15 protein-coding genes, 1 tRNA gene and 1 pseudogene are annotated in these 20354 nt (G+C 64.0%); 8 read left to right on the plus strand and 9 right to left on the minus strand.

The window, feature by feature from the left end; translation table 11 throughout:
• Window positions 1-655 precede the first annotated feature (655 nt).
• Entirely contained in the window at window positions 656-2017 is a 1362-nt protein-coding gene (locus Q2M23_RS28350) for a methyltransferase (protein ID WP_316397758.1), read from the minus strand.
• A gap of 362 nt (window positions 2018-2379) precedes the next feature.
• On the opposite strand from Q2M23_RS28350, the pseudogene Q2M23_RS28355 reads away from it, so the two are divergent.
• Window positions 2380-2580: pseudogene (locus Q2M23_RS28355) on the plus strand (IS481 family transposase); the annotation flags it as partial.
• 43 nt (window positions 2581-2623) lie between these two features.
• Here Q2M23_RS28355 and Q2M23_RS28360 read toward each other — a convergent pair.
• From Q2M23_RS28360 to Q2M23_RS28370, 3 genes are all read right to left on the minus strand, one after another.
• Window positions 2624-2699 (minus strand) — tRNA-Lys (locus tag Q2M23_RS28360).
• 189 nt (window positions 2700-2888) lie between these two features.
• Entirely contained in the window at window positions 2889-5738 is a 2850-nt protein-coding gene (locus Q2M23_RS28365; protein ID WP_076828919.1) for a glycosyltransferase, read from the minus strand.
• 193 nt (window positions 5739-5931) lie between these two features.
• Window positions 5932-6543, minus strand: coding sequence for a hypothetical protein (locus tag Q2M23_RS28370; protein ID WP_057018479.1), 612 nt, complete (start codon window positions 6541-6543; stop codon window positions 5932-5934).
• 245 nt (window positions 6544-6788) lie between these two features.
• On the opposite strand from Q2M23_RS28370, the gene Q2M23_RS28375 reads away from it, so the two are divergent.
• Entirely contained in the window at window positions 6789-8417 is a 1629-nt protein-coding gene (locus tag Q2M23_RS28375) for a beta-(1-6) glucans synthase (protein WP_316397760.1), read from the plus strand.
• Here the strand turns inward: Q2M23_RS28375 and Q2M23_RS28380 are convergent.
• Together Q2M23_RS28380 and Q2M23_RS28385 are read right to left on the minus strand one after the other, a co-directional pair.
• Entirely contained in the window at window positions 8377-8757 is a 381-nt protein-coding gene (locus Q2M23_RS28380) for a hypothetical protein (protein WP_016844836.1), read from the minus strand. The two genes, Q2M23_RS28375 and Q2M23_RS28380, sit on opposite strands and share 41 nt — an antisense overlap.
• Window positions 8758-8851: 94 nt before the next feature.
• Window positions 8852-10231: a hypothetical protein gene (locus Q2M23_RS28385; RefSeq protein WP_316397761.1), complete on the minus strand. Its 1380-nt coding sequence runs from the start codon at window positions 10229-10231 to the stop codon at window positions 8852-8854.
• 183 nt (window positions 10232-10414) lie between these two features.
• On the opposite strand from Q2M23_RS28385, the gene glmU reads away from it, so the two are divergent.
• The gene (gene glmU, locus Q2M23_RS28390) at window positions 10415-11773 is read left to right on the plus strand and encodes a bifunctional UDP-N-acetylglucosamine diphosphorylase/glucosamine-1-phosphate N-acetyltransferase GlmU (RefSeq protein ID WP_316397762.1); all 1359 of its coding nucleotides are present in this window, start codon (window positions 10415-10417) and stop codon (window positions 11771-11773) included.
• A 255-nt stretch (window positions 11774-12028) separates the two neighbouring features.
• On the opposite strand, the gene Q2M23_RS28395 is transcribed toward glmU, so the two are convergent.
• From Q2M23_RS28395 to Q2M23_RS28405, 3 genes are all read right to left on the minus strand, one after another.
• Window positions 12029-13612 (minus strand): cation acetate symporter, encoded by a 1584-nt coding sequence (locus tag Q2M23_RS28395; RefSeq protein WP_057018474.1) that lies wholly within the window; start codon window positions 13610-13612, stop codon window positions 12029-12031.
• A 12-nt stretch (window positions 13613-13624) separates the two neighbouring features.
• Window positions 13625-13939 carry a DUF485 domain-containing protein gene (locus Q2M23_RS28400; RefSeq protein ID WP_141341333.1) on the minus strand — a complete coding sequence of 105 codons (315 nt, stop codon included), beginning with the start codon at window positions 13937-13939 and terminating at the stop codon, window positions 13625-13627.
• A 76-nt stretch (window positions 13940-14015) separates the two neighbouring features.
• Window positions 14016-14966, minus strand: a complete 951-nt coding sequence (locus Q2M23_RS28405) for a LysR family transcriptional regulator (protein ID WP_316397763.1) — start codon at window positions 14964-14966, stop codon at window positions 14016-14018.
• Between the two features lie 175 nt (window positions 14967-15141).
• On the opposite strand from Q2M23_RS28405, the gene Q2M23_RS28410 reads away from it, so the two are divergent.
• From Q2M23_RS28410 to glmS, 5 genes are all read left to right on the plus strand, one after another.
• A complete protein-coding gene (locus Q2M23_RS28410; protein ID WP_316397764.1) occupies window positions 15142-16206 on the plus strand; it encodes a carbon-nitrogen hydrolase family protein in 1065 nt (354 codons plus the stop codon).
• 201 nt (window positions 16207-16407) lie between these two features.
• Window positions 16408-17202, plus strand: a complete 795-nt coding sequence (locus Q2M23_RS28415; RefSeq protein ID WP_316397765.1) for an adenylate/guanylate cyclase domain-containing protein — start codon at window positions 16408-16410, stop codon at window positions 17200-17202.
• 136 nt (window positions 17203-17338) lie between these two features.
• Complete coding sequence (locus Q2M23_RS28420) at window positions 17339-17614, plus strand: hypothetical protein (RefSeq protein WP_057018715.1); 276 nt, start codon at window positions 17339-17341, stop codon at window positions 17612-17614.
• The gene (locus Q2M23_RS28425) at window positions 17611-18258 is read left to right on the plus strand and encodes a hypothetical protein (RefSeq protein ID WP_057018714.1); all 648 of its coding nucleotides are present in this window, start codon (window positions 17611-17613) and stop codon (window positions 18256-18258) included. The genes Q2M23_RS28420 and Q2M23_RS28425 overlap by 4 nt, the downstream gene beginning before the upstream one ends.
• A gap of 175 nt (window positions 18259-18433) precedes the next feature.
• Entirely contained in the window at window positions 18434-20260 is a 1827-nt protein-coding gene (gene glmS, locus Q2M23_RS28430; RefSeq protein ID WP_057018713.1) for a glutamine--fructose-6-phosphate transaminase (isomerizing), read from the plus strand.
• Window positions 20261-20354: the final 94 nt, after the last annotated feature.

The raw sequence follows: 20354 nt of genomic DNA on the forward strand, positions 1-20354 counted from the left end.
CTTGTTCCTGAACCGGGACACTGAAATTTCCTGCGCCACCTAAAGAGCAAGGCTCATGCCGGAATACACGCGCCTCCGACCGGTCCGGAGAACCGCAGGCAGGCTCGACGCAAGCGACGCCGAACGTGATGACTGCGACAGGGAGAGCAACGAGCCGTTGGCGTCCGAATGCGTCTGGTCCGAGCATTGGGATTGCAGTTCTGACCGTCCCGAAAAATTACGCCGCCGGGCCCGAAATGGTTTGTCCCGGCGACGCCCTGTTCTTCCAGCCTCTGGGCCCTGAAATCCCCAGCACCGAAAACCTACTAAAGATCGCAGCAAACAACTGTGGCTTGGTTCACACAAAAACTAAGAAGAGCCGGCGCCAGGGCCCGGGCCGGCTTCCAAACACCACGAGAGCGATGTCACTGCCGCACGGAAATTTCGCGAATGTTTGGCAGGCTGACTGCTTGCTCAAATGTATGAGCGGCCCGAGACATGGGCGACAGTCCGTACCGGACACATGGGTTACACTTTCCGCTTCCGTTCTGCGGGAGGTGTGATGCCGTGGAAAGCAAGTTCGGTGATGGAAGAGCGCCGTCGCTTTGTCGCCTGTCTTCTGGACGAGGAGGCCATGGCGGACGTCTGCCGGGAGTGATGCTGTGTTCCGCGTGTCCTACGATATTCCAGCAGGTGGCCCGTAGGCATCGTGATCAGCGATTACGCTGCAACTTCCGTCCTCTCGAAAAAACAGGCCATTGCCTGCGACTTCCTTCCACCAACCCCGGCCAATCCGCGATCGACGCATACTCACCACGCCAAAGCGCCACGCGCTCATATCACCTTGGAATGGCTGCTCGGAGAACAAATCTTGATATCCCGGCACAGGCCAGGTGTGATCCAGCACATCCCACTCCGTGAGATTGCCTTCAAGCCAAGCATCGAAATGATCCCTGATTTTCGTTCCTGGAGGATTCGGAAACAGAGCATTGATGTAGGCTGTTCCGTCCGCATCCAACCTCGTGGGAAGAGCCTCGACGACCCTCCGCAGAAGCTCAGTGCCTTCTATTCCACCGCTCCAAAAATTATCGCTCGCCTTGGCGGCCGTGTCCGGTGCGTAAGGAGGATTACATACCAGCAGATCACATGTCCCGTCGATCGAATCGAAGAGATCGCTTGCAACAAAATCGATGTTGCTCTTTTCGTTTAGCGCTGCATTGAAGTTGGAGAATGCGATGGCGCGTGGACTGACGTCTGCGCCCACTACTGTCGCAGAATGGTCGCTTGCCAGAATAGCGTGCACTCCGGAGCCTGTTCCGAGATCAATGGCGCGCCTGCGGGGAATCCTCTTCACAAAGCCGCCGAGCATAAAGCTCTCTCCCCACAACCACATGACTTGGTTGATTGCGGTATTCTTCTCTGCCTGATCGGTGATCAGGTATTTCCCATAGCATGGAAACAAACAGAAGTTCGACTGCAACACGTCGCCGTTTTTTTCAGCCAATCTCATTTCGAGCGCCGCATCGACAAAGAACGACGAAATCTGCTTCGCGATAACGTCTGCGCTCACCTGCTGGCCATCGATGAAGAGCGTAATGAGATTGTCGATCGGATCGCTCTTCCGAGGAGTCCAGGACATTCGCATTCTTTGCCAGAAATTGACGCCGAGGCGAGGAAGGACCTCAAGACGTTCGGCACAGCTTGCGAGGTCGTAACCGCAACTTCGGAGCTCCTTGACGAAACGGCTCATGCGTTCACGCCGTGCCGGGATTATCGGCAACGGAACTTCCCTGGAAATTGTCGGCAGGAGCGCTCTTGTCCCGTCCTCGCGCTCGATCGGCGGGGAGTCGGCCGGACCGCTCTTCAGCGTCTCCGCCTGCCGAAACCAGGCGAGCAGTTCTTGCTTTCGGTCGGCCAGTGTCGCGCGCAACTCTGCGTCAAGCGCGCCAGCGGGGGCGCTGCACTTCAGGCGGTCCCCTTCGACCCATACTCTGACGTTCCGGTCGCGGAGAACCGATAGAAGCGTGGCCGTTTCCATTTGAGATCGTCCTCGGGTGCTTCGCCTTGGAATGGGCGCCCGACCTTGGAGGAGCCGGGCAGATGCTATCCCAAGCTTCTTTCGGCACCTGGTCAATCATCCGCATGGCGAGAACACCCGACGCCGTCCGCTTGAAATGCATGCGGGTAGCGCCGGCCTAGCCCCAGGAAGGAAGTGCAAATTCCCGATGGATATTGGCGCGTGCGAAACGCCAAGGTCTCGTGGCCTTAGCCCACTAGATGAGGTACTCCGGATGTATGGGACCGCCCAGGCGAGCAGGTCTTTCCCAGGCTGGAGCATCCGCGCGAACGTTCCGCTCGCGTGGGCCGCCTGGATCGCCTCGAATGCTCTCGCGTGCTCCATCAAGCGTCGGGCGGCTTTGCCTGCACCGAAAGCGGATCAACATCGCCACCGTGCTGGCCGGCCAACACATCAAGGAGGTCGACGACGGCATTTGGCTCGTCAGCTTCATGCACTATGATTTGGGATACTTCGACCTGGAGCAGAAAACCCTGCAACCCCTCGACAACCCGTTCGGCACGAGGCTGTCATCCATGTCTTAGGTACGACCTGTTACCCATGTCTCCTTGCTGGACAGAATTTGTTTGGTGAGCGCGGAGGGACTCGAACCCTCGACCCCATGATTAAAAGTCACGTGCTCTACCGCCTGAGCTACGCGCTCACTCACCTGAACATTAGATCCGGACGCCAGCGGTGAACCGCTCCGGATCGTGCTCCAGCCCGCGCTGTGTAGGGGGCAGGGCCCATCGGGTCAATAGCCGACGGGCGGTCAATTGTGCACCGGCGCGCCGGATTTGCCGTTCCGGCGCCTGCGGTTAGGGCCGTTTCTTGAAGTAGGCCAAATCCGGCGCTAGTTGTCGCGGCGGATTTCCGAGCCGACCGGCTGCGACGGGGCGGCGACCGAGGGCAGGCTGACCGGGCGCAACCCGATCAGTTCCGCGGTGCGGATCGCGCTGTTGCGCCAGAATGCGAACTCGTTGATCCGCGAATTTTCCAGGATCGCGATGGAGACCGCCGCCAGGAATGGCAGGCTCTGCAGCACCAGGACGCCGGCGAAGATGTAGATCTCGCGCACCTGCTTGTAGCCGTTGGTGACGACAAGCACGACGGCGCCGATCAGCAGCAACACGCCGATCACGGCTTCCCAGAACGCCTGGAACTCGATCGACATCCGCGACAGGCCGCCCTTGGAGGTGCGGGCGAACGCAAGATGCTCGGTGATCAGGCCCTGCGCCACCGCGCGCGACACCGTCCACTGCACGCTCATCGCCGCGATCATGGCCCCTAACATCTGGCCTGCCTTGATGTTCACGCGCAGCCGGTAGAGCGCGACGAAATGCACCAGCGAGACGATGAAGGAGGCGATGATCGGCAGCGTCAGAATCTTGTCGGGGATCGCGATGTCGGCGAAGGCGACGATCGGCACCCAGATCAGGTTGAGGATCGCAACCACGACGCCGAGGCTTTCGGCGCCGAGCCAGTTGAGCCAGCCCAGCGAGAACTCGCGGCGCTGATCGGGCGTCAGCCGGCTGGCGCCGGGCAGGAAGCGCCGCCAGTGCTTCTTGACGATCTGGAAGCCGCCATAGGCCCAGCGATGGCGCTGCTTCTTGAAGGCCTCGTAGGTGTCGGGCAGCAGGCCTTCGCCGTAACGCACATTGGTGTAGTGCGTGAGCCAGCCCTGCTGCTGGATCGAGAGGCCGAGATCGGTGTCCTCGCAGATCGTGTCAGAGGACCAGCCGCCGGCCTTGTCCATCGCAGCGCGGCGGATCAGGCACATCGTGCCGTGCACGATGATGGCGTTGAACTCGTTGCGCTGGACCATGCCGATGTCGAAGAACCCGGCATATTCGCCGTTCATGATGTAGTGCATCAGCGAGCGATCGCCGTCGCGATGCTCCTGCGGCGCCTGCACGAGGCCGACGCGCGGATCGGCGAATGCCGGCACGAGATCCTTCAGCCAGTCCGGATGCACGACGTAGTCGGCATCGATGATGCCGATGATCTCGGCATCCGCCGCGGTGCGGTCCATCGCGATGCGCAGCGCACCGGCCTTGAAGCCCTGCACCTTCTCGGCATTGATGAACTTGAAGCGCTCGCCGAGCAGCCGGCAGTGATCCTGGATCGGCCGCCAGAAGTCGGGATCGGGCGTGTTGTTGATGATGCAGACGCACTCGAAGTTCGGATAGTCGAGCCGCGACACCGCATCAAGCGTCTGCTTCAGCATCTCGACCGGCTCGAAATAGGCCGGGATGTGGATCGAGACCTTCGGAAACTTGACGTTCTCGCCGATCGTGGCGGGCGCGAGCGGCGCGCTCTTGCCGATCAGCCGGCGCGGGCCGCGGCCGAACGCCACCGCCGCGATCTCCTCGATCCGCGCCATCGCGATCAGGACCAGCGGAACCAGCAGCACCAGGCCGAGGCTGAGCGCGAAGGCCGAGCCCCAGACGAAATAGTGCGTCGTCCAGTACGAGAACACGGTCGCGACCCAGGCGCCGACGCCGTTGGCGGCCGCCGACAAGAGCAGCGCCTGCATCACGGTCGGCTGGTCCAGCCGCAGGATCGGCAGCGACATGAACAGGCCGACCAGGACGGCGACCAGCGCGATCTTCCAGTAGTTCGGATCGGTGACCGGACCGGTCCAGGCGAACTTTGGCTCGCGGTCGGCATTGAGGATGCCCCAGTAGGGTCCGACGCCGCCTTCGAAGAACTTCCAGGGCTGATCGATCGCCTCGACGATGTTGTAGTCCATGCCGATGGCTTCGGCGCGGGTGACGAAGTTGCGCAGCACGGTGGCCTGCTGGAACGGGCCGGGCACGGCGCTGCGCAGATTGTAGCCCTGGCTCGGCCAGCCGAATTCGGCAATCAGGATGCGTTTGCCGGGGAAGGAGTCGCGCAACAAATTGTAGCGGTCGACCGCCTGGTCCACCGCCTGCTTGTCGGTGAAGTTTTCCCAGTAGGGCAGCACGTGCGCGGCGACGAAGTCAGACGAGTTGGCGAGCTGCGGATGGTCGCGCCAGATGTTCCAGATTTCACCGGTCGTGACGGGGACGTTGACCGACTTCTTGACCCGCTGGATCACCTTGATCAGCCGGTGCACGTTGTTTTCGGCGACTGCCCACTTGATCGCTTCAGCGCGCTTGCTCAAGCCGCTGCTGCCGTTTTCATCCGGCTGCATTTCCGCGTCGTGAAGACGCTGCGCTTCCTCGCGAAGAATCCTCTCGGACTCCTCGGGCGGCACACCGATCTCCGGAACCGAGCCGAGGTTTTCCAGCGGCACCTGCTCGCCGCGGAACACGGTTTCGTTGCCGACTACAATGCCGATGACGTTGCTGTTGCGCTTGGCCAGGTTGATCGCGGCTTCGATCTCACGGTTGTTGCGGTTGGCGTCCTTGTCGATCCACGCGCCAACCGTGACCTTCATGCCGAACTCGGCGGCGACCGGCGGCACCAGCTCGTTGCCTTCCGTCGACGAATAGAGGCGGACCGCTTTGGTGAGCGTGGACAGTTTTCGCAGGTCGGTGCGCACCTTCTCGGTGTCGGCGGCAACGTCTGCGACGGTGTGGCCTGACTCGAACGGAGCGTAGGACAGGCTCGGCAGCGTGCCACGGAAATCGGGCGCCGACTGCTTCTCCTGGAAGAGACCCCACAGGGCGGCGTGGGCGGCGGTGACAAGCAACAGGACGGCGACGACGGCGCGCATCGCGGTTAAACCATACGGGGCCTGAGATTGAGGACTAAGCGAACCCGTCCCCTGGGTTCGACCAACACGACAGCGGAGGGAAAGATATCTCCGCCATCCGATTTAACAACTGGTGTGCCGCGATGGCGTTTTAAGGGCGCAAGCCGTTCCAGCCGCGAAAAAATCGCGGCCGGACCCCGGTCGCGGGATATGGCTATTTCGACGCCGGCGCAGGTGACGCCGACGGGGTCGGTGCAGGCGAGGGCGAGGCTGCCGGTGCCGGTGCGGCGGTGCCGGCCGTCGCCGGCGCCGGGGTGGGAGCAGCGGCGGCGGCCGCGGCCTGGGGCTGCGCGCCCGGATTGATCCAGCAGGCGTGGATGCGGCCGTCGAGGCTGCCGCGGACCTTGTCGTCGATCTGGGCGCCGAACCGGGTCAGGCAGCGGAACGCCGCCTGGACGTGGCCGCCGGGGCAGCCGAACCGGTCGTAGAGGTCGAGATGGCGGAACGCGGTATCGAGGTCGTCGTTCCACATCAGGCGGACGACGCGGCGGCCGAGCCAGACGCATTCCGGGTTGCCGGCCGGGCCGTTGATGGCCTGCTGGGCCTCGACGAACTCCTCGACCTTGCGCTGGTTGGCTTCCCGTGCGGCATTTGCGTTGGCGTCGGGCTGTCCAGGCTGCTGTTTCGCCTGATCCGGCGGATTCGGCGTGCCGCTCTGGGCGAACGCGCCGCCGGCCCCAATGAGGAGCGCAAGGCCCGTGACAAGGCCCGTTACGGCAAGATGGCGCAAAGTAGTGTTCTTCAACTCAAGCAGCCGTCGACGCATGTATTCCCCGATAATGTTCCTGCCCCCGCGGGATCATCCTAACGGCTCGCGTGATGCCGTCCAAATAGGTCTCCAGTGCGGCGGAGACTCTGGCGAAATCTGATGACTGGAATTTGGTATTTTGTCCAGCAAACTCACAACTTTATCGACCCAGCGCAAAACTGTCGCAGGACAACCATGGTATTGACCTAATCCCGCTCTTGGCAGATTGGCTGTGACCGGCTAATTCGACGGTCCCCCGGAGGATGGAACCGATTTCGCTTCGTACGCCGCTGGCGCATCTCCTGATCTCGCTCGCCGTGATTGCATCCGTGTGGTGGTGGCTCGCCACGCCGATTACGCTCGTGCGCGCGCCGATCGATCCCGCTGCAAAGCTGCAATGCGTGTCCTATACGCCGTTCCGCGGCGCGCAGACGCCGCTGGATCCCACCACGCAGATTCCAGTCGAGCAGATCGAGCAGGATCTGACCGATCTCGCCAAGGTCACCGACTGCGTGCGCACCTATTCGATCGAGAACGGCCTCGACCAGGTCCCCGGCGTTGCGGCCAAGGTCGGGCTGAAGGTGATGCAAGGCATCTGGCTCAGCAGCAACCGCTTCAAGAATTTGCAGCAGATCGCGATCGCGGTGCGGCTCGCCAAGGAGTATCCCGGCGTCGTCACCTCGCTGATCGTCGGCAACGAGGTGCTGCTGCGCGGCGAGATGACCGCCACCGATCTTGCCGGCAACATCCGCGCAGTGAAGGCGGCGGCGGGCAATCTTCCCGTCACCTATGCCGACGTCTGGGAATACTGGGTGAAGAACCGCGAGATTTATGACGCGGTCGATTTCGTCACCATTCACATCCTGCCGTATTGGGAGGACATCCCGGTCAAGGCGAAGTACGCCGCGGCGCATGTCGACGATATCCGCAAGCGGATGGCGGTGACATTCCCGGGCAAGGAGATCCTGATCGGCGAGACCGGCTGGCCGAGCCAGGGGCGGATGCGGGAGGGCGCATTGCCGTCGCGCACCAACCAGGCGCGGGTGGTGTCCGAGATCCTCGACCTCGCCAAGCGCGAGGGCTTTCGGGTCAACCTGATCGAGGCCTACGACCAGCCCTGGAAGCGCAAGCTCGAGGGCACCGTCGGCGGCAATTGGGGCCTGTTCGATTCGGTCAAGCGGCAGGTGAAATATCCGCCCGGCGTTGCTATCACGAACTATCCGGACTGGAAGCTGCAGATGGCGGGCGGCATGGCGCTGTCCGTCGCCACATTCCTCGCGGCCTGGCTGACGCTGCGCCGCCGGCCCTGGACGCCGCGGCCGTCGGCCTGGATCGCGGTCGCCATTTCGGCGACGACGGCGGGGGCGCTGCTCGGGATTGCCGGCGATAAGATGTATTACGAGAGCTACGGCGTCGGCGGCTGGCTGCATTGGGGCGTGCTGCTCGCAGCGGGCATTGCCGCGCCGCTGCTGACGGCGCACGCGCTGATCGCCGGGCGGTCGCTGCCGACCTTCCTGGAGCTGGTCGGGCCGCGCGACTATCGCGGCAAGGGCGTGATCGGCGCGGCGCTGGCGATTGTGCTGATCATCACCACGGTGATTGCTGCCGAAACCGCGCTCGGCTTTACCTTCGATCCGCGCTACCGCGATTTCCCGTATGCCTCGCTGACCATGGCGGTGGTGCCATTCGCGCTCCTGACCATGCTGAACCGTCCGAAGGAAGGCATCCGGCCGCTCGCGGAATCCGTATTCGCCGGCCTGCTGGTGATCGCCGCCGGCTACACGATCTACAACGAGGGCACGATCAACTGGCAGTCGGACTGGACCTGCGTGATGTACCTCTTGCTCGCCGCTACGCTGTGGCGGGCGCGGGCCGCGCAAAACCCAGGATGAACAGCCCGATCGCGAGCCCCGACAGCACGACATTGTAGAGCACGATCCCGAGCCCCGCAGCGATCAAGCCGACGGTGAGCAGCACGATCGACGGCCGCGTCAGGTTGAGCACCGCGATTACCAGCGCGGTGATCCCGAACACCGAGTTCTTGAACAGTACGGTCGACAGCGCGCGAGCCTTGCAGAGCATGGTCTGCGCGCCGGCGTCGCAGGCCAGCGCAACGGGAGAGAACTCGATTGCCAGATAGCGCACGTAGAGCGCGTAGCCGACGGTGACGAAGCCCACGACCATCAGGAACTGGACCTGATAGGGGGAGAGGCGGAACGGAGGTTTTGTCATCGCGGCACTATGGTCGGGATCGGGTTGCGGGACAAGTTCGGTCGGAGCATCGAAATCGGTTGAAAATCCGGCCACAATCCCTTGGCTCACATGATTATTGGCTGTTCCGCCGGAATATCGAGGAGATCGTGGTCGGCTCCGGCTTCTTGTCCTCGGCGACCGGCTGCTGCTGCTGCTGCTGCTGCTGCTGCGGCGCGACGGCGCGCTTCGGCACGGCCCGGCGATGCGACGGCGCCGGCTTGGCTCCGGCGGCCGGCTCGATGAGGGCCAGTCGCTGGCCGTCATAGATCGCCGTCTCGCAGGTCCGCTGCACCAGGTTGAGGCCCGCGCAGATCCTGGCTGCGGTGCCGGCGTCGTTCAGCGGTCCGGCCACCAGGCGCAACTGCATGCCGAGCCCGTTGCTGTTCTCCTTGATCACGATGATCGGCCGCAGCGCCGCCAGCGGCGCGTTGGCCTTCGACTTCAACAGGCCGCGCCACAGCGCGCGCAGTCCATTGACCGAATTGGCCGTGCCGAGATCGACGCCGAACTCGGTGCGGTGGATCTGTGCCTGCGGCGCATCGTCCTCGGCGTCCGGATCCGCTGTGATCACCAGCGGAGGGATCGGTGCGGCGGTGACATCGCTGGCGGTCGGCGGCCTGACCGTTTCGGTTGCCTTGTTCGCTGCGGGATCGAGCGATGCCAGGACCGGCTTGTCGGCAAGCGACTTGTCTGCGACCGGCGCCGGCGCAGCGGGTGCATCCTCGGCGCCGGCCGCGGCGGCGCTCATTGGACTTGCGATCGATGCGGCCGTGGCGGAATTCGGCGGCGAATTGTCGGGGGCTGGCGGCTTCTCCGCGGCGGCCTGCGGCTTGGCGGGCGCGGACGCCGGTTTCTTGTCGGCCGTTGCCGGCTTTTCGGCCGCCGCAACCGGCTTCTCGATCGGCCCAGTCGCCTTGCTGTCGCCGGCTGTGGGCAGCTTGTCGATCGCCGCCGGCTTGTCCAATGCGACCGTCGGCATCGTTGCGACGGCGGCAACGGTTGGCGCGGAGGCGGCGGGCGACGAACTGGCGGTTGCGGGCGAGGTACCGGGCGCTGCCAAGGGCGATGGTGCCGGCGGCTGCTTGGCGATCGCGCCGGTCACGGAGTCGAGACCCTGCTCCAGCGTGGTGACGCGCGAATACAGCCGGTCGCGGTCGCCGTTGAGCGTATCGATCGCAGACGCCAGCCGGCGCGTCTCGTTGTGGCTCTCCTTCGCCAGCGTCTGCAACTGCTGGGCCTGTCGCGCGAGGTCCGCTGCGGCAACCTGGTCGCGCCGCAGCGTCAACGCCGACTGGTTGGCCATCACCGCGACGGTGACGGCGCCGACCGCGGCAACGCCCCACGAGCCGAGCCGCCACAGCATGCGGCGATCCAGAGCATCCTCCTCGGCCAAAAAGCCGGTGGTGCTCTCGGTGTCGAATTCCGCCGCCAGATTGTCGCGATCTTTGGCCAAAGCCCGCTTGGCCCTCCTCGAGGCCCGCCGAATCACGAGGTAAAGATTAACAGGAAATGGACCGGGAACTTGAATCCGGAGCGCCACGGAGGCGAATCGGTTTCTTCTGCCGGGGAAAACAATTAAAGACGGCCTCGAAGACAGCTTTGCGCAGCGAACTGCGCGCGACATCGAGGATTGCGAATGACTGCGCGAACGAGCCTGACAGTGGTGCTTGCGGCCGGTGAGGGCACGCGGATGCGCTCGTCGCTGCCGAAGGTGCTGCACCCCGTGGCCGGGCAGCCGCTGCTGGCGCATGTGCTCAACGTCGCGGCCTCCGGCGAGGGGTCGCAGCTGGCGGTCGTGATCGGCCCGCACCACGAGGCGGTCGCCAACGAGGTGCGTCGGGTGCGGCCCGACGCACAGACCTTCGTGCAGCGCGAGCGGCTCGGCACCGCGCATGCGGTGCTGGCGGCGCGCGAGGCGATCGCCCGCAGCGCCGACGACCTGTTGATCGCATTCGGCGACACGCCGCTGATCTCGGCCGAGACCTTCGCCCGTATGCGCGCACCGCTGCGCGACGGCGCGGCCCTTGCGGTGCTCGGCTTCCATGCCGCCGACCCGACCGGCTACGGCCGCCTGGTGGTCGAGAACGGCAAGCTGGTCGCGATCCGCGAGCAGGCCGATGCAAGTGCCGAAGAGCGCAAGATCACGCTGTGCAATGCCGGCGTGATGGCGTTCGACGGCAGGAAGGCGCTCGCGATCATCGAGAAGATCGGCAATGCCAATGCCAAGGGCGAATATTATCTGACCGATGCCGTCGGCATTGTCAGGGAACTCGGACTGGAGGCCGTCGTGATCGAGACCAGCGAAGACGAAGTGCGCGGCATCAACACCAAGGCGCAGCTCGCCGAGGCCGAGGCCGTGATGCAGGCGCGGCTGCGCAACCAGGCGCTCGAGGCCGGCGTGACCCTGATCGCGCCGGAGACGGTCTATCTCGCCGCTGACACCAAATTCGGCAAGGACGTCACGATCGAGCCGTTCGTGGTGATCGGACCCGGCGTTTCGATCGACGACGGCGCCGTGATCCATTCCTTCTCGCACATCACGCAAGCTACGATCGGCAAGAAGGTGGAACTCGGACCCTACGCGCGGCTGCGGCCCGGCACCTCGCTCGGCGATGGCGTGAAGATCGGCAATTTCGTCGAGACGAAGGGTTCGAGGCTGGAGGCCGGCGTCAAGGTCAACCATCTCTCCTATGTCGGCGACGCCCATGTCGGTGCCAATTCCAACCTCGGCGCTGGCACCATCACCTGCAACTATGACGGCTTCCTCAAGCACAAGACGCTGATCGGCGAGGGCGCCTTCATCGGCACCAATACGTCGCTGGTCGCGCCGGTCACGATCGGCAAGGGCGCCTATATCGGTTCGGGCTCCGTGATCACCAAGGATGTTCCCGACGATGCGATGGCGCTCGAGCGCAGCGAGCAGTCCATCCGCGAAGGCGGCGCCGCGCGCTACCGCACGGCGAAGCTGAAGGAGAAGGCTGCGAAGGGGAAGTGATCTTCTCGCGACATATTTGCGAGCCTGTCTCGACCATAAAATGTCGTCCCGGCGAAAGCCGGGACCCATACTCCGCGGCGGAAGTTGGGGACAGGACTCGTCGTTCCAGCATCGTGAAGCAATGACCGTCGGTGGTTATGGGTCCCCTTTCGCCGGGACGACACTGAATGTGTTGCGCGATCTGTGAGTCACATATGCGCATCGGGTGACGGGGTTCGCAACGGGCTGATCGCAACGTCGATCGGTTGACCCGGTTCATGCCGCATTCTTCGCCTGGCGCGGCTCGCTGGTGTTCGGCTCTACCGGTCCGAGCAGGATGCGCCGCTGCATCTCGTCGAAGGCGAGGTTTGCGTTCTTCTCCCGTGTCATCAGCGACAGCAGGATCGCGACCGCAAAGGATAGCGGCATGCTGATGATCGCGGGATTGCGCAGCGACACGAACCACCATTGATGCTCGACCGCGGCGAGCGGCTTGCCGAGAATGTCGACCTGGATGGTCGGGGACAGATAGATCAGCACCAGCGAGCTCAGTGTGCCGACGAGGATGCTCGCCACAGCAGCAGGCGTCGTGAAGCGGCGCCAGGTGATGGCGAGCACGAGCGAAGGGAAGTTGGCGGCGCAGGCGATCGAGAACGCAAGTCCCGCCATGAACGCGACGTTCTGGCCTTCGAACGCGATGCCCAGGCCGATGGCGAGGATGGAAATCAGAACCGTCGCGACCCGCGCGACCTTGAGCTGCTCGGCTTCCGAAGCGGTGCCGCTCCTGATCACATTGGTCCAGACGTCGTGGCAGAGCGTGGCGACGCCCGACAGCGTCAGCCCCGCGACGACGGCAAGCATGGTCGCGAACGCGACCGCGCAGATGAAGCCGAAGAACGCGTTGCCGCCGACGGTGAGTGCGAGCAGGGGCGCTGCCATGTTGCCGCCGCCGCCGGCCTTGGCCACCGCCTCGGCGCCGACCAGCACCATGGCGCCGAAGCCGATGATGAAGACCATGAGATGAAAGACGCCGATCAGGCCGGTGGCATAGAGGATCGACAGCCGTGCGGCTTTGGAATCCTTCACCGTGTAGGCCCGCATCAGCACATGCGGCATCGCGGCGGTTCCGAACATCAGTCCGAGCCCGAGCGAGATGGCATCCCATTGACCCGAGACCACCTTCGATCCCGGCTGCAGCACCTTGGTGCCGTATTTCTCGGACGCCGCGGCGAACAGCTTCAGCGGGTTCATGTCGAAATGGGTCAACACGAGGAGGGCGAGCAGGATGCCGCCGCCCATCAGCAGCACAGCCTTGACCACCTGCACCCAGGTCGTCGCCAACATGCCGCCGAACAGCACATAGACCAGCATGACGCTGCCGACGACGACGACCGACCAGGTGTAGGGCAGGCCGAACAGCAGCTTGATCAGCGATCCCGTCGCGACCATCTGGGCGATCAGGTAGAACAGGATCACGGCAAGTGTACCGATGGCGCCGGCGAGGCGCACCGGGCGCTGGCGCAGGCGATAAGCCACGACGTCGGCGAAGGTGAAACGGCCGACATTGCGCAATGGTTCGACGATCAGGAACAGAATGATCGGCCAGCCGACCAGCCACCCGATCGAATAGATCATGCCGTCGAAGCCGTTCGAGGTGACGATGCCGGCAATCCCGAGCAGGGCCGCGGCGCTCAGGAAGTCTCCCGCGAGTGCCCAGCCGTTCTGCCACGGCGTGACCTGGCCGCCGGCGGCAAAGAAGTGCTCGGTGGTGCGCGTGCGCCGCGCAGCCCAATAGGTGATCGCCAGCGTCAACGCCATGAAGGCGAAGAAGAACCCGATCGAAAGCGTGCTGCTGCCCATTTGCCTGTCCCCTTAGCGAAGCTCGCGAACGCCTGCGTCGAACACCCGGTTCGCCCACAGCACGTAGACCAGGCAGAGCACGAAGGAAGAGATGATGACGAGCGGGCCGAGCACAATGCAAAGCGACAGGCCGGGCATCAGAATGGTGCCGAGCAGCGGCTTGTCGAACGCGAAAAGCCCCATGAAGCCGAAATAGATCACGATCATCGCAACGCTCAGAACGAGCGCGACTGTCAGCCGCTTCTTGGCCAGCTTCTCGGCCTGCTTCTTGGCCAATGCGCCGCCGTTCGGCGCCGGATCGGCATTGCCGGGAATAACCACGTTCATTTCGGCCCCTCAAAACTTCAGCGCGCTCTGCTTGCGCCAATCGGACGAGCTTCAGCCGGGGGCTGACGGAAGGGAATTATGGATTTTTGCAATCTGCTGTGCGCGGCTGCGGCACGACATCGGCCAGCGTGACCTGCACGTCGGGATCCTGCTTCAGGGTATTTTTCAGGAAGGCGCGGACGGCGCGGATGCGCGGGGCGAATTGCAGGTCGCTGTGGACGTTGAGCCAGACCTCGCGAACGGTGCCGGCGAGAGCGGGCAGCACCGGTATCAGGTCGGGCCGGTCCCTTGTGGCAAAGCTCGGCAGCATCACGATGCCGAGGCCGCCCGCCGCGGCGTTCATCTGCGCGATCATGCTGTTGGAGTGGAAGGCGATTTTCGGCTCTTCGATGACATCGGCGAGCCAGCGCACCGAGTCGACCTGGATCAGGTCCTCGATATAGGACACGAACCAATGATCCTGCAGGTCGCGCAGGCTTGCGGGCATCCCGTGGTGGTCGAGATAGTCCTGGCTCGCGAATAGCCCGAGCCGAAACTTGCCGATGCGCTCCGAGATCAGGCCCGGACCGGGCGGCCGGAAGAAGGACACGAACAGATCGGCCTCGCGCTTATGAACGTAGACCGTCTGGGCGGACGTGACGAGTTCGACGGTGAGCTGTGGCGCGGTGCGTCGCAGCTTGGCAAAGCGTTGCGCCAGATAAAGCGAGGCGATCCCCTCCATGGTGGCGAGCCGCACGGTCCCGACGAGCTCCTGGGTGTCGCTGGCGCTGGCCTCCTCGCGGATCGCGATCACCGCGCTCTCGACCCGCTCGGCATGGCGCAACAGTCGCTCGCCGACTTCGTTGAGCTTGAGCCCGGCGCGGTGGCGTTCGAACACCGCAACCCCGAGCGAAGCTTCCATCTGGGCGATGCGCCGGCTGACGGTGGAATGGTCGAGCCGCAGCCGCTTTGCCGTTTGGCTCAAATTCCCGGCGCGGGCGGCGCAGAGAAACACCCGCAGATCGTCCCAGTTGATCGTGTCGAACATCACCGGCCTCCAGGTTGCGGCCGTTGAAATTGCGGCCCTTGTCAGCAAAGCAATTCCCGTTCCAGCGCGTGGCGGTTCCGATCCTTCGCAACCGACCTTGCGACAATTCCCATGCACGCCGGCAAGCCAGGGATGATACCGCTTCGCTCCCCTAGTCCTAGCCGGGATTTTCGACATGCTTCCTCGTTTCAAGGCTGCTGCCGTCCACGCCGCGCCCGTCTTCCTCGACAGCTGGGCGACCACCGAAAAGGCGATCGCCATCATTCGCGAGGCGGCCGGGGCCGGCGCCGAGCTGATCGCGTTTCCCGAAACCTATATTCCCGCCTTTCCGGTCTGGGCTGCGCTGTGGCCTCCAATCGACAACCACGATCTGTTCGTGCGCATGGCGGAGCAATCCGTGCTGGCGGACGGACCGGAAGTGGCGCGGCTCTGCGCCGAGGCACGCGCCCTCGGCGTCACGGTCTCGATCGGCATCAGCGAGCGCTCGGCCGTCAGCGTCGGGGGGCTGTGGAACTCGAACCTGCTGATCGGCGAGACCGGAGAAATTCTCATCCATCACCGCAAGCTGGTTCCGACCTTCTATGAGAAGCTGGTGTGGTCGTCCGGGGATGGTGCGGGCCTTAAAGTCGCGGAGACGCGGCAGGGCCGGATCGGCGGGTTAATTTGCGGCGAGAATACCAATCCATTGGCCCGCTTCGCGCTGATGGCGCAGGGCGAGCAGGTGCACATTTCGAGCTGGCCGCCGATGTGGCCCACCCGGCGCCCGGCAGGCGGCGGCAATTTCGACAACGTGGCCGCCAACCGCATCCGGGCCAGCGCCCATTGCTTCGAAGCCAAGGTATTCGGGATCGTCACCGCCGGCTACATGGACCAGGCGTTGCGCGCCTTCCTCATTGAACGCGATCGAACGATCGCCGACGTGATCGACCAGACACCACGTGCGGCGAGCTTCTTCGTCGATCCGACCGGCAGCGTCTTCGGCGATGGATTGCAGGACGAGGAGGGGATCGCCTACGCGGAGATCGATCTCAATCGCTGCGTCGAGCCGAAACAGTTTCACGACGTGGTCGGTTACTACAACCGCTTCGACATCTTCGGCGTGACGGTCGACCGCAGCCGGTTGACCCCGGCTCGATTCCGCGATCCAGAGCAGCCGATAGCGGACGTGCAAGACGCGGCAATTCTGTCGGTCGATGCCGACGCTGCATCGAATGGGCAGGGCCGCGACCTCCGGAGCTGACGAAGCCTTGGTGCTGCCTCACACGATCCTTCGTCCGCGTGCGGGACCCGACGCGGACATCGCGGTCCGGCATTCTCGATAGTCCGCAAACCTGCACCGCAAACCTGCAACGCAAACCTGCAACGTTGCCAACGCGGGAATGTATGGCTACGCTTTACCCTGGGTAGGCTGCCAAACGTTCCTTCGATCGGCCGGACGCTCATGCCAAAATTCCTTCGCATCGGAGTCCATCAGTCGAACGTTTCCGGATACACGTCGAAGGCATGGTGCATTCGACGGGCCGGCTCGACGGTTTTCCTGAAATGGGGCGCCGTGCAGGTTGATGGCGCGGGCGACAGGCGAAAGGTCCACTGGACGTTTCCACCGCAGGAAAAAGCCATTCGCTGCCGCACGGTGCAGCGCGCCCAGGACTACACCAAGGCCGCAATCGCGCGGCGACGCAGCCATCGCTATGAGCCTCTGGCTGGAAATATCGCGAACCGGCGGCGAACCACCGACCGGGACTCGCAGCTCAAGCAGGCGCTCGCCACGATCCTCTATGTCGATATCGTCCGATCCACCGAAAAGGCCGCGCGGCTCGGCGACACGCGCTGGGCGACGGTGATGAACCACTACTATGTCGCTGTGCGCAGGGAGCTGAAGGCCTTGCGGGGGAAGGAAGTCGTGACGACGGGCGACGGGTTGCTGGCGACGTTCCGCGCGCCGGCAGCCGGGATCCGTTGCGCGACCGCGATCCGCGAGTCCGTGCGCACGCTGGGGCTGGAGATCAGGGTCGGACTGCACGCGGGCGAATACAAGGTGAGTGGCGCGGAGGTGATCGGGCTTGCGTTTCACATCGGCGCGCGCGTCGCGGCGAAAGCGCGGGCCGGCGAAGTGCTGGTCTCGAGCGCGGTCAAGGACCTGATGTCAAAGTCCGAAATCCGCTTCAAGGACCGCGGCGCGCACCAGCTCAAAGGCGTGCCGGAGCGATGGCGGCTCTACCGGGTGGAGCATTAAGGGCGTCCCGGGAGCGTCGACTACCGCCAGCGTCGGCTGGCCTCGCCGAAAGGCGTTAATGACATATTGATGCGGTTAACGACGTTTGCCGTCTGCGGTTTCATCGCTCTTAGGAGGCGACAAGGCAAAACACGGCATGCGCAAACATGCCGCGACCGTTCTGATTGGCGTCTTTTGCAGCCTGGTGACGTACTTCAGCGCCGCACGACTCTACCAATGGGCCGAGACCGGACAGTTGGCGGTGCTGTCCCGGAAGACACACGACCAACCTGAGTTCGTTTCCTGGGGCGACGATCGGCCCAGCTTCGTGCTGCTGTTCGCGCTCTATCTGTTTTTCCTCAAGAACGGACTGCTCGGCATGCTGGTTACCTGCCGCGAGGTCTGGCTGCGTGGCCGGGGATGGGAACCGTGAGCGCGCGGCTGATCGCTGGATTGATCAAGGTGCTGCTCGGAGGTCTTCTCACGGCCGGTCCGCCGCTCGTGTCGGTCGCGCGCGGCGACGAAACTGCGAGCATCAATGCACGCCGCGAGGCGCTTCGCGAATGGAGCAGCCTTGCCAATGGACGCACGGACTTTGAAATTTCCGATCCGGCCTTGGTGCCAAGGATGCTCGCGCTTGCGGCCGAGCAATCCGGCTGCAAATACAGTGATGACATCGAAAAGTTGCCGGTTCGCTTCATGAAAGTGGCCGGGCACCGTCTCGCGCTGATGTTCTGTCGGCTTTCCGTGACCGGATCGCATCGCGCGTTCGATCTTTCCGACGTCAGCAGACCAAAGCCGATGGAATTTCCGTACGTCGCGCTGAACGGCTTCGGTACGACGGACACTCCGGGTTTCATCACATGGAGGGAGGAGGCCGGCTTGTTTCAGGCCGAAACCGGATCGGACCTGTGTCCCAGCCCACACCTGCGGCATGTCTATCGGCTAGACGTGACCAATCGCGAAAGCTTTGTCGTGGTTCGCGTCGAGGTCAGCGCGCCTGCGTGCGGCGCGGGTCAGGAATGGACCACGATCTGGGAGGCGAAACCGTGGCCCGCGCCGGCGGATCCGCGCTGACGCGCTCTTGCCAAAATGGTTAGCCCCGATTAACCAGCCTTTCGCATCAACCTTGCCGTTTAAGACTGTCGCAATCGGCAATAATTATTGAGTATCTTGCGGCCGGCGATTCCCGTTAAGGGACCGTGTCGCCGCTTTGGCAAATTTTCGGCGATTTTTGGGGACATTGAACCGCATGTGCGGCATCGTCGGCATTCTTGGACGCGCTCCGGTCGCGGAGCAATTGGTGGATTCGCTCAAGCGGCTCGAATATCGCGGCTATGATTCCGCGGGTGTCGCCACGCTGGAGAATGGCGGCCTGGCGCGGCGCCGCGCCGAAGGCAAGCTGAAGAATCTCGAGGCCCGGCTCGAGGCCAAGCCGCTCGGCGGCCATACCGGCATCGGCCACACCCGCTGGGCCACGCACGGGCGGCCGACCGAGAACAACGCGCACCCGCACGCCACCGAGCGCGTCGCCGTGGTGCATAACGGCATCATAGAGAATTTCCGCGAGCTGCGCGAGGAACTCGAGGCCAAGGGCGCGGCGTTCTCGACCGAGACCGACACCGAGGTCGTGGTGCATCTGGTCGACAATCTGCTGAAGGGCGGCGTCAAGCCGATCGAGGCGGTGAGGGCGGTGCTGTCGCAGCTGCGCGGCGCGTTCGCGCTCGGCTTCATCTTCGCCGGCGAGGATGACCTGATGATCGGCGCCCGCAACGGCCCGCCGCTCGCGGTCGGCCATGGCGAAGGCGAGATGTTTCTCGGGTCCGACGCGATCGCGCTCGGGCCGTTCACCGATACGATCAGCTATCTCGAGGACGGCGATTGGGTGGTGCTGAATCGCAAGGGCGCCACGATCTTCGACAAGGACAACGCCATCGTCCACCGCGAGGCGATCAAGCACACGACGGCAACGGCGCTGGTCGACAAGGCGAACTACCGCCACTTCATGGCGAAGGAGATCCACGAGCAGCCCGAAGTGGTCGGGCACACGCTGGCGCGCTATGTCGACATGGCGACCGAGCGCGTCACCATGCCGGTGAAGCTGCCGTTCGACTTCAAGGATATCCAGCGCGTCTCGGTCACCGCCTGCGGCACCGCGAGCTATGCCGGCTTCGTCGCGAAATACTGGCTGGAGCGGCTGGCACGGCTACCGGTCGAGCTCGATGTCGCCTCCGAATTCCGCTACCGCGAGGCACCGCTGCGCAAGGGCGATCTTGCGATCTTCATCTCGCAATCGGGCGAGACCGCCGACACGCTGGCGGCGCTGCGCTACGCCAAGGCGCAGGGTGCGCACACGCTCTCGGTCGTCAACGTGCCGACCTCGACGATCGCGCGCGAGAGCGAGACCGTGCTGCAGACGCTCGCCGGTCCCGAGATCGGGGTCGCTTCGACCAAGGCGTTCACCTGCCAGCTGATGGTGCTGGCCTCGCTCGCGGTCGCCGCCGGCAAGGCGCGCGGCGAGCTGTCCGATGCCGACGAGGCCAAGCTGGTGCATGGCCTGGTCGAGATCCCGCGCCTGATGTCGGAAGCGCTGACCACCGAAGTGCAGATCGAGAAGCTGGCGCGCGAGATCTCGAAGTCGCGCGACGTGCTCTATCTCGGCCGCGGCACCAGCTATCCGCTGGCGCTGGAGGGCGCACTGAAGCTGAAGGAAATCTCCTACATCCATGCCGAGGGCTACGCCGCCGGCGAGCTCAAGCACGGGCCGATCGCGCTGATCGACGAGCACATGCCGGTCGTGGTGATCGCGCCCTACGACAAGGTGTTCGAGAAGACCGTCTCCAACATGCAGGAGGTCGCCGCCCGCGGCGGCAAGATCATCCTGATGACTGACGCCAAGGGCGCGGCGGAGGCGACCATCCAGTCGCTGGTGACGATCGTGATGCCGGACATGGGGGCGACCTTCGCGCCGATGGTCTACGCCGTTCCGGTGCAGCTGCTCGCCTATCATACCGCTGTCGTGATGGGCACCGATGTCGACCAGCCGCGGAATCTGGCCAAATCGGTCACGGTCGAATAGTCGCAAGCCGCAGCTTCACGCGGCCCTTCAAAAATGCGACAGAATGGCTTAGCTGGGTGGTGGACTACGGCCGCTTCGACGACCCTGGAACCGC

This window comes from Bradyrhizobium sp. 33ap4 (assembly GCF_032654765.1).
Lineage (GTDB): Bacteria > Pseudomonadota > Alphaproteobacteria > Rhizobiales > Xanthobacteraceae > Bradyrhizobium > Bradyrhizobium australafricanum.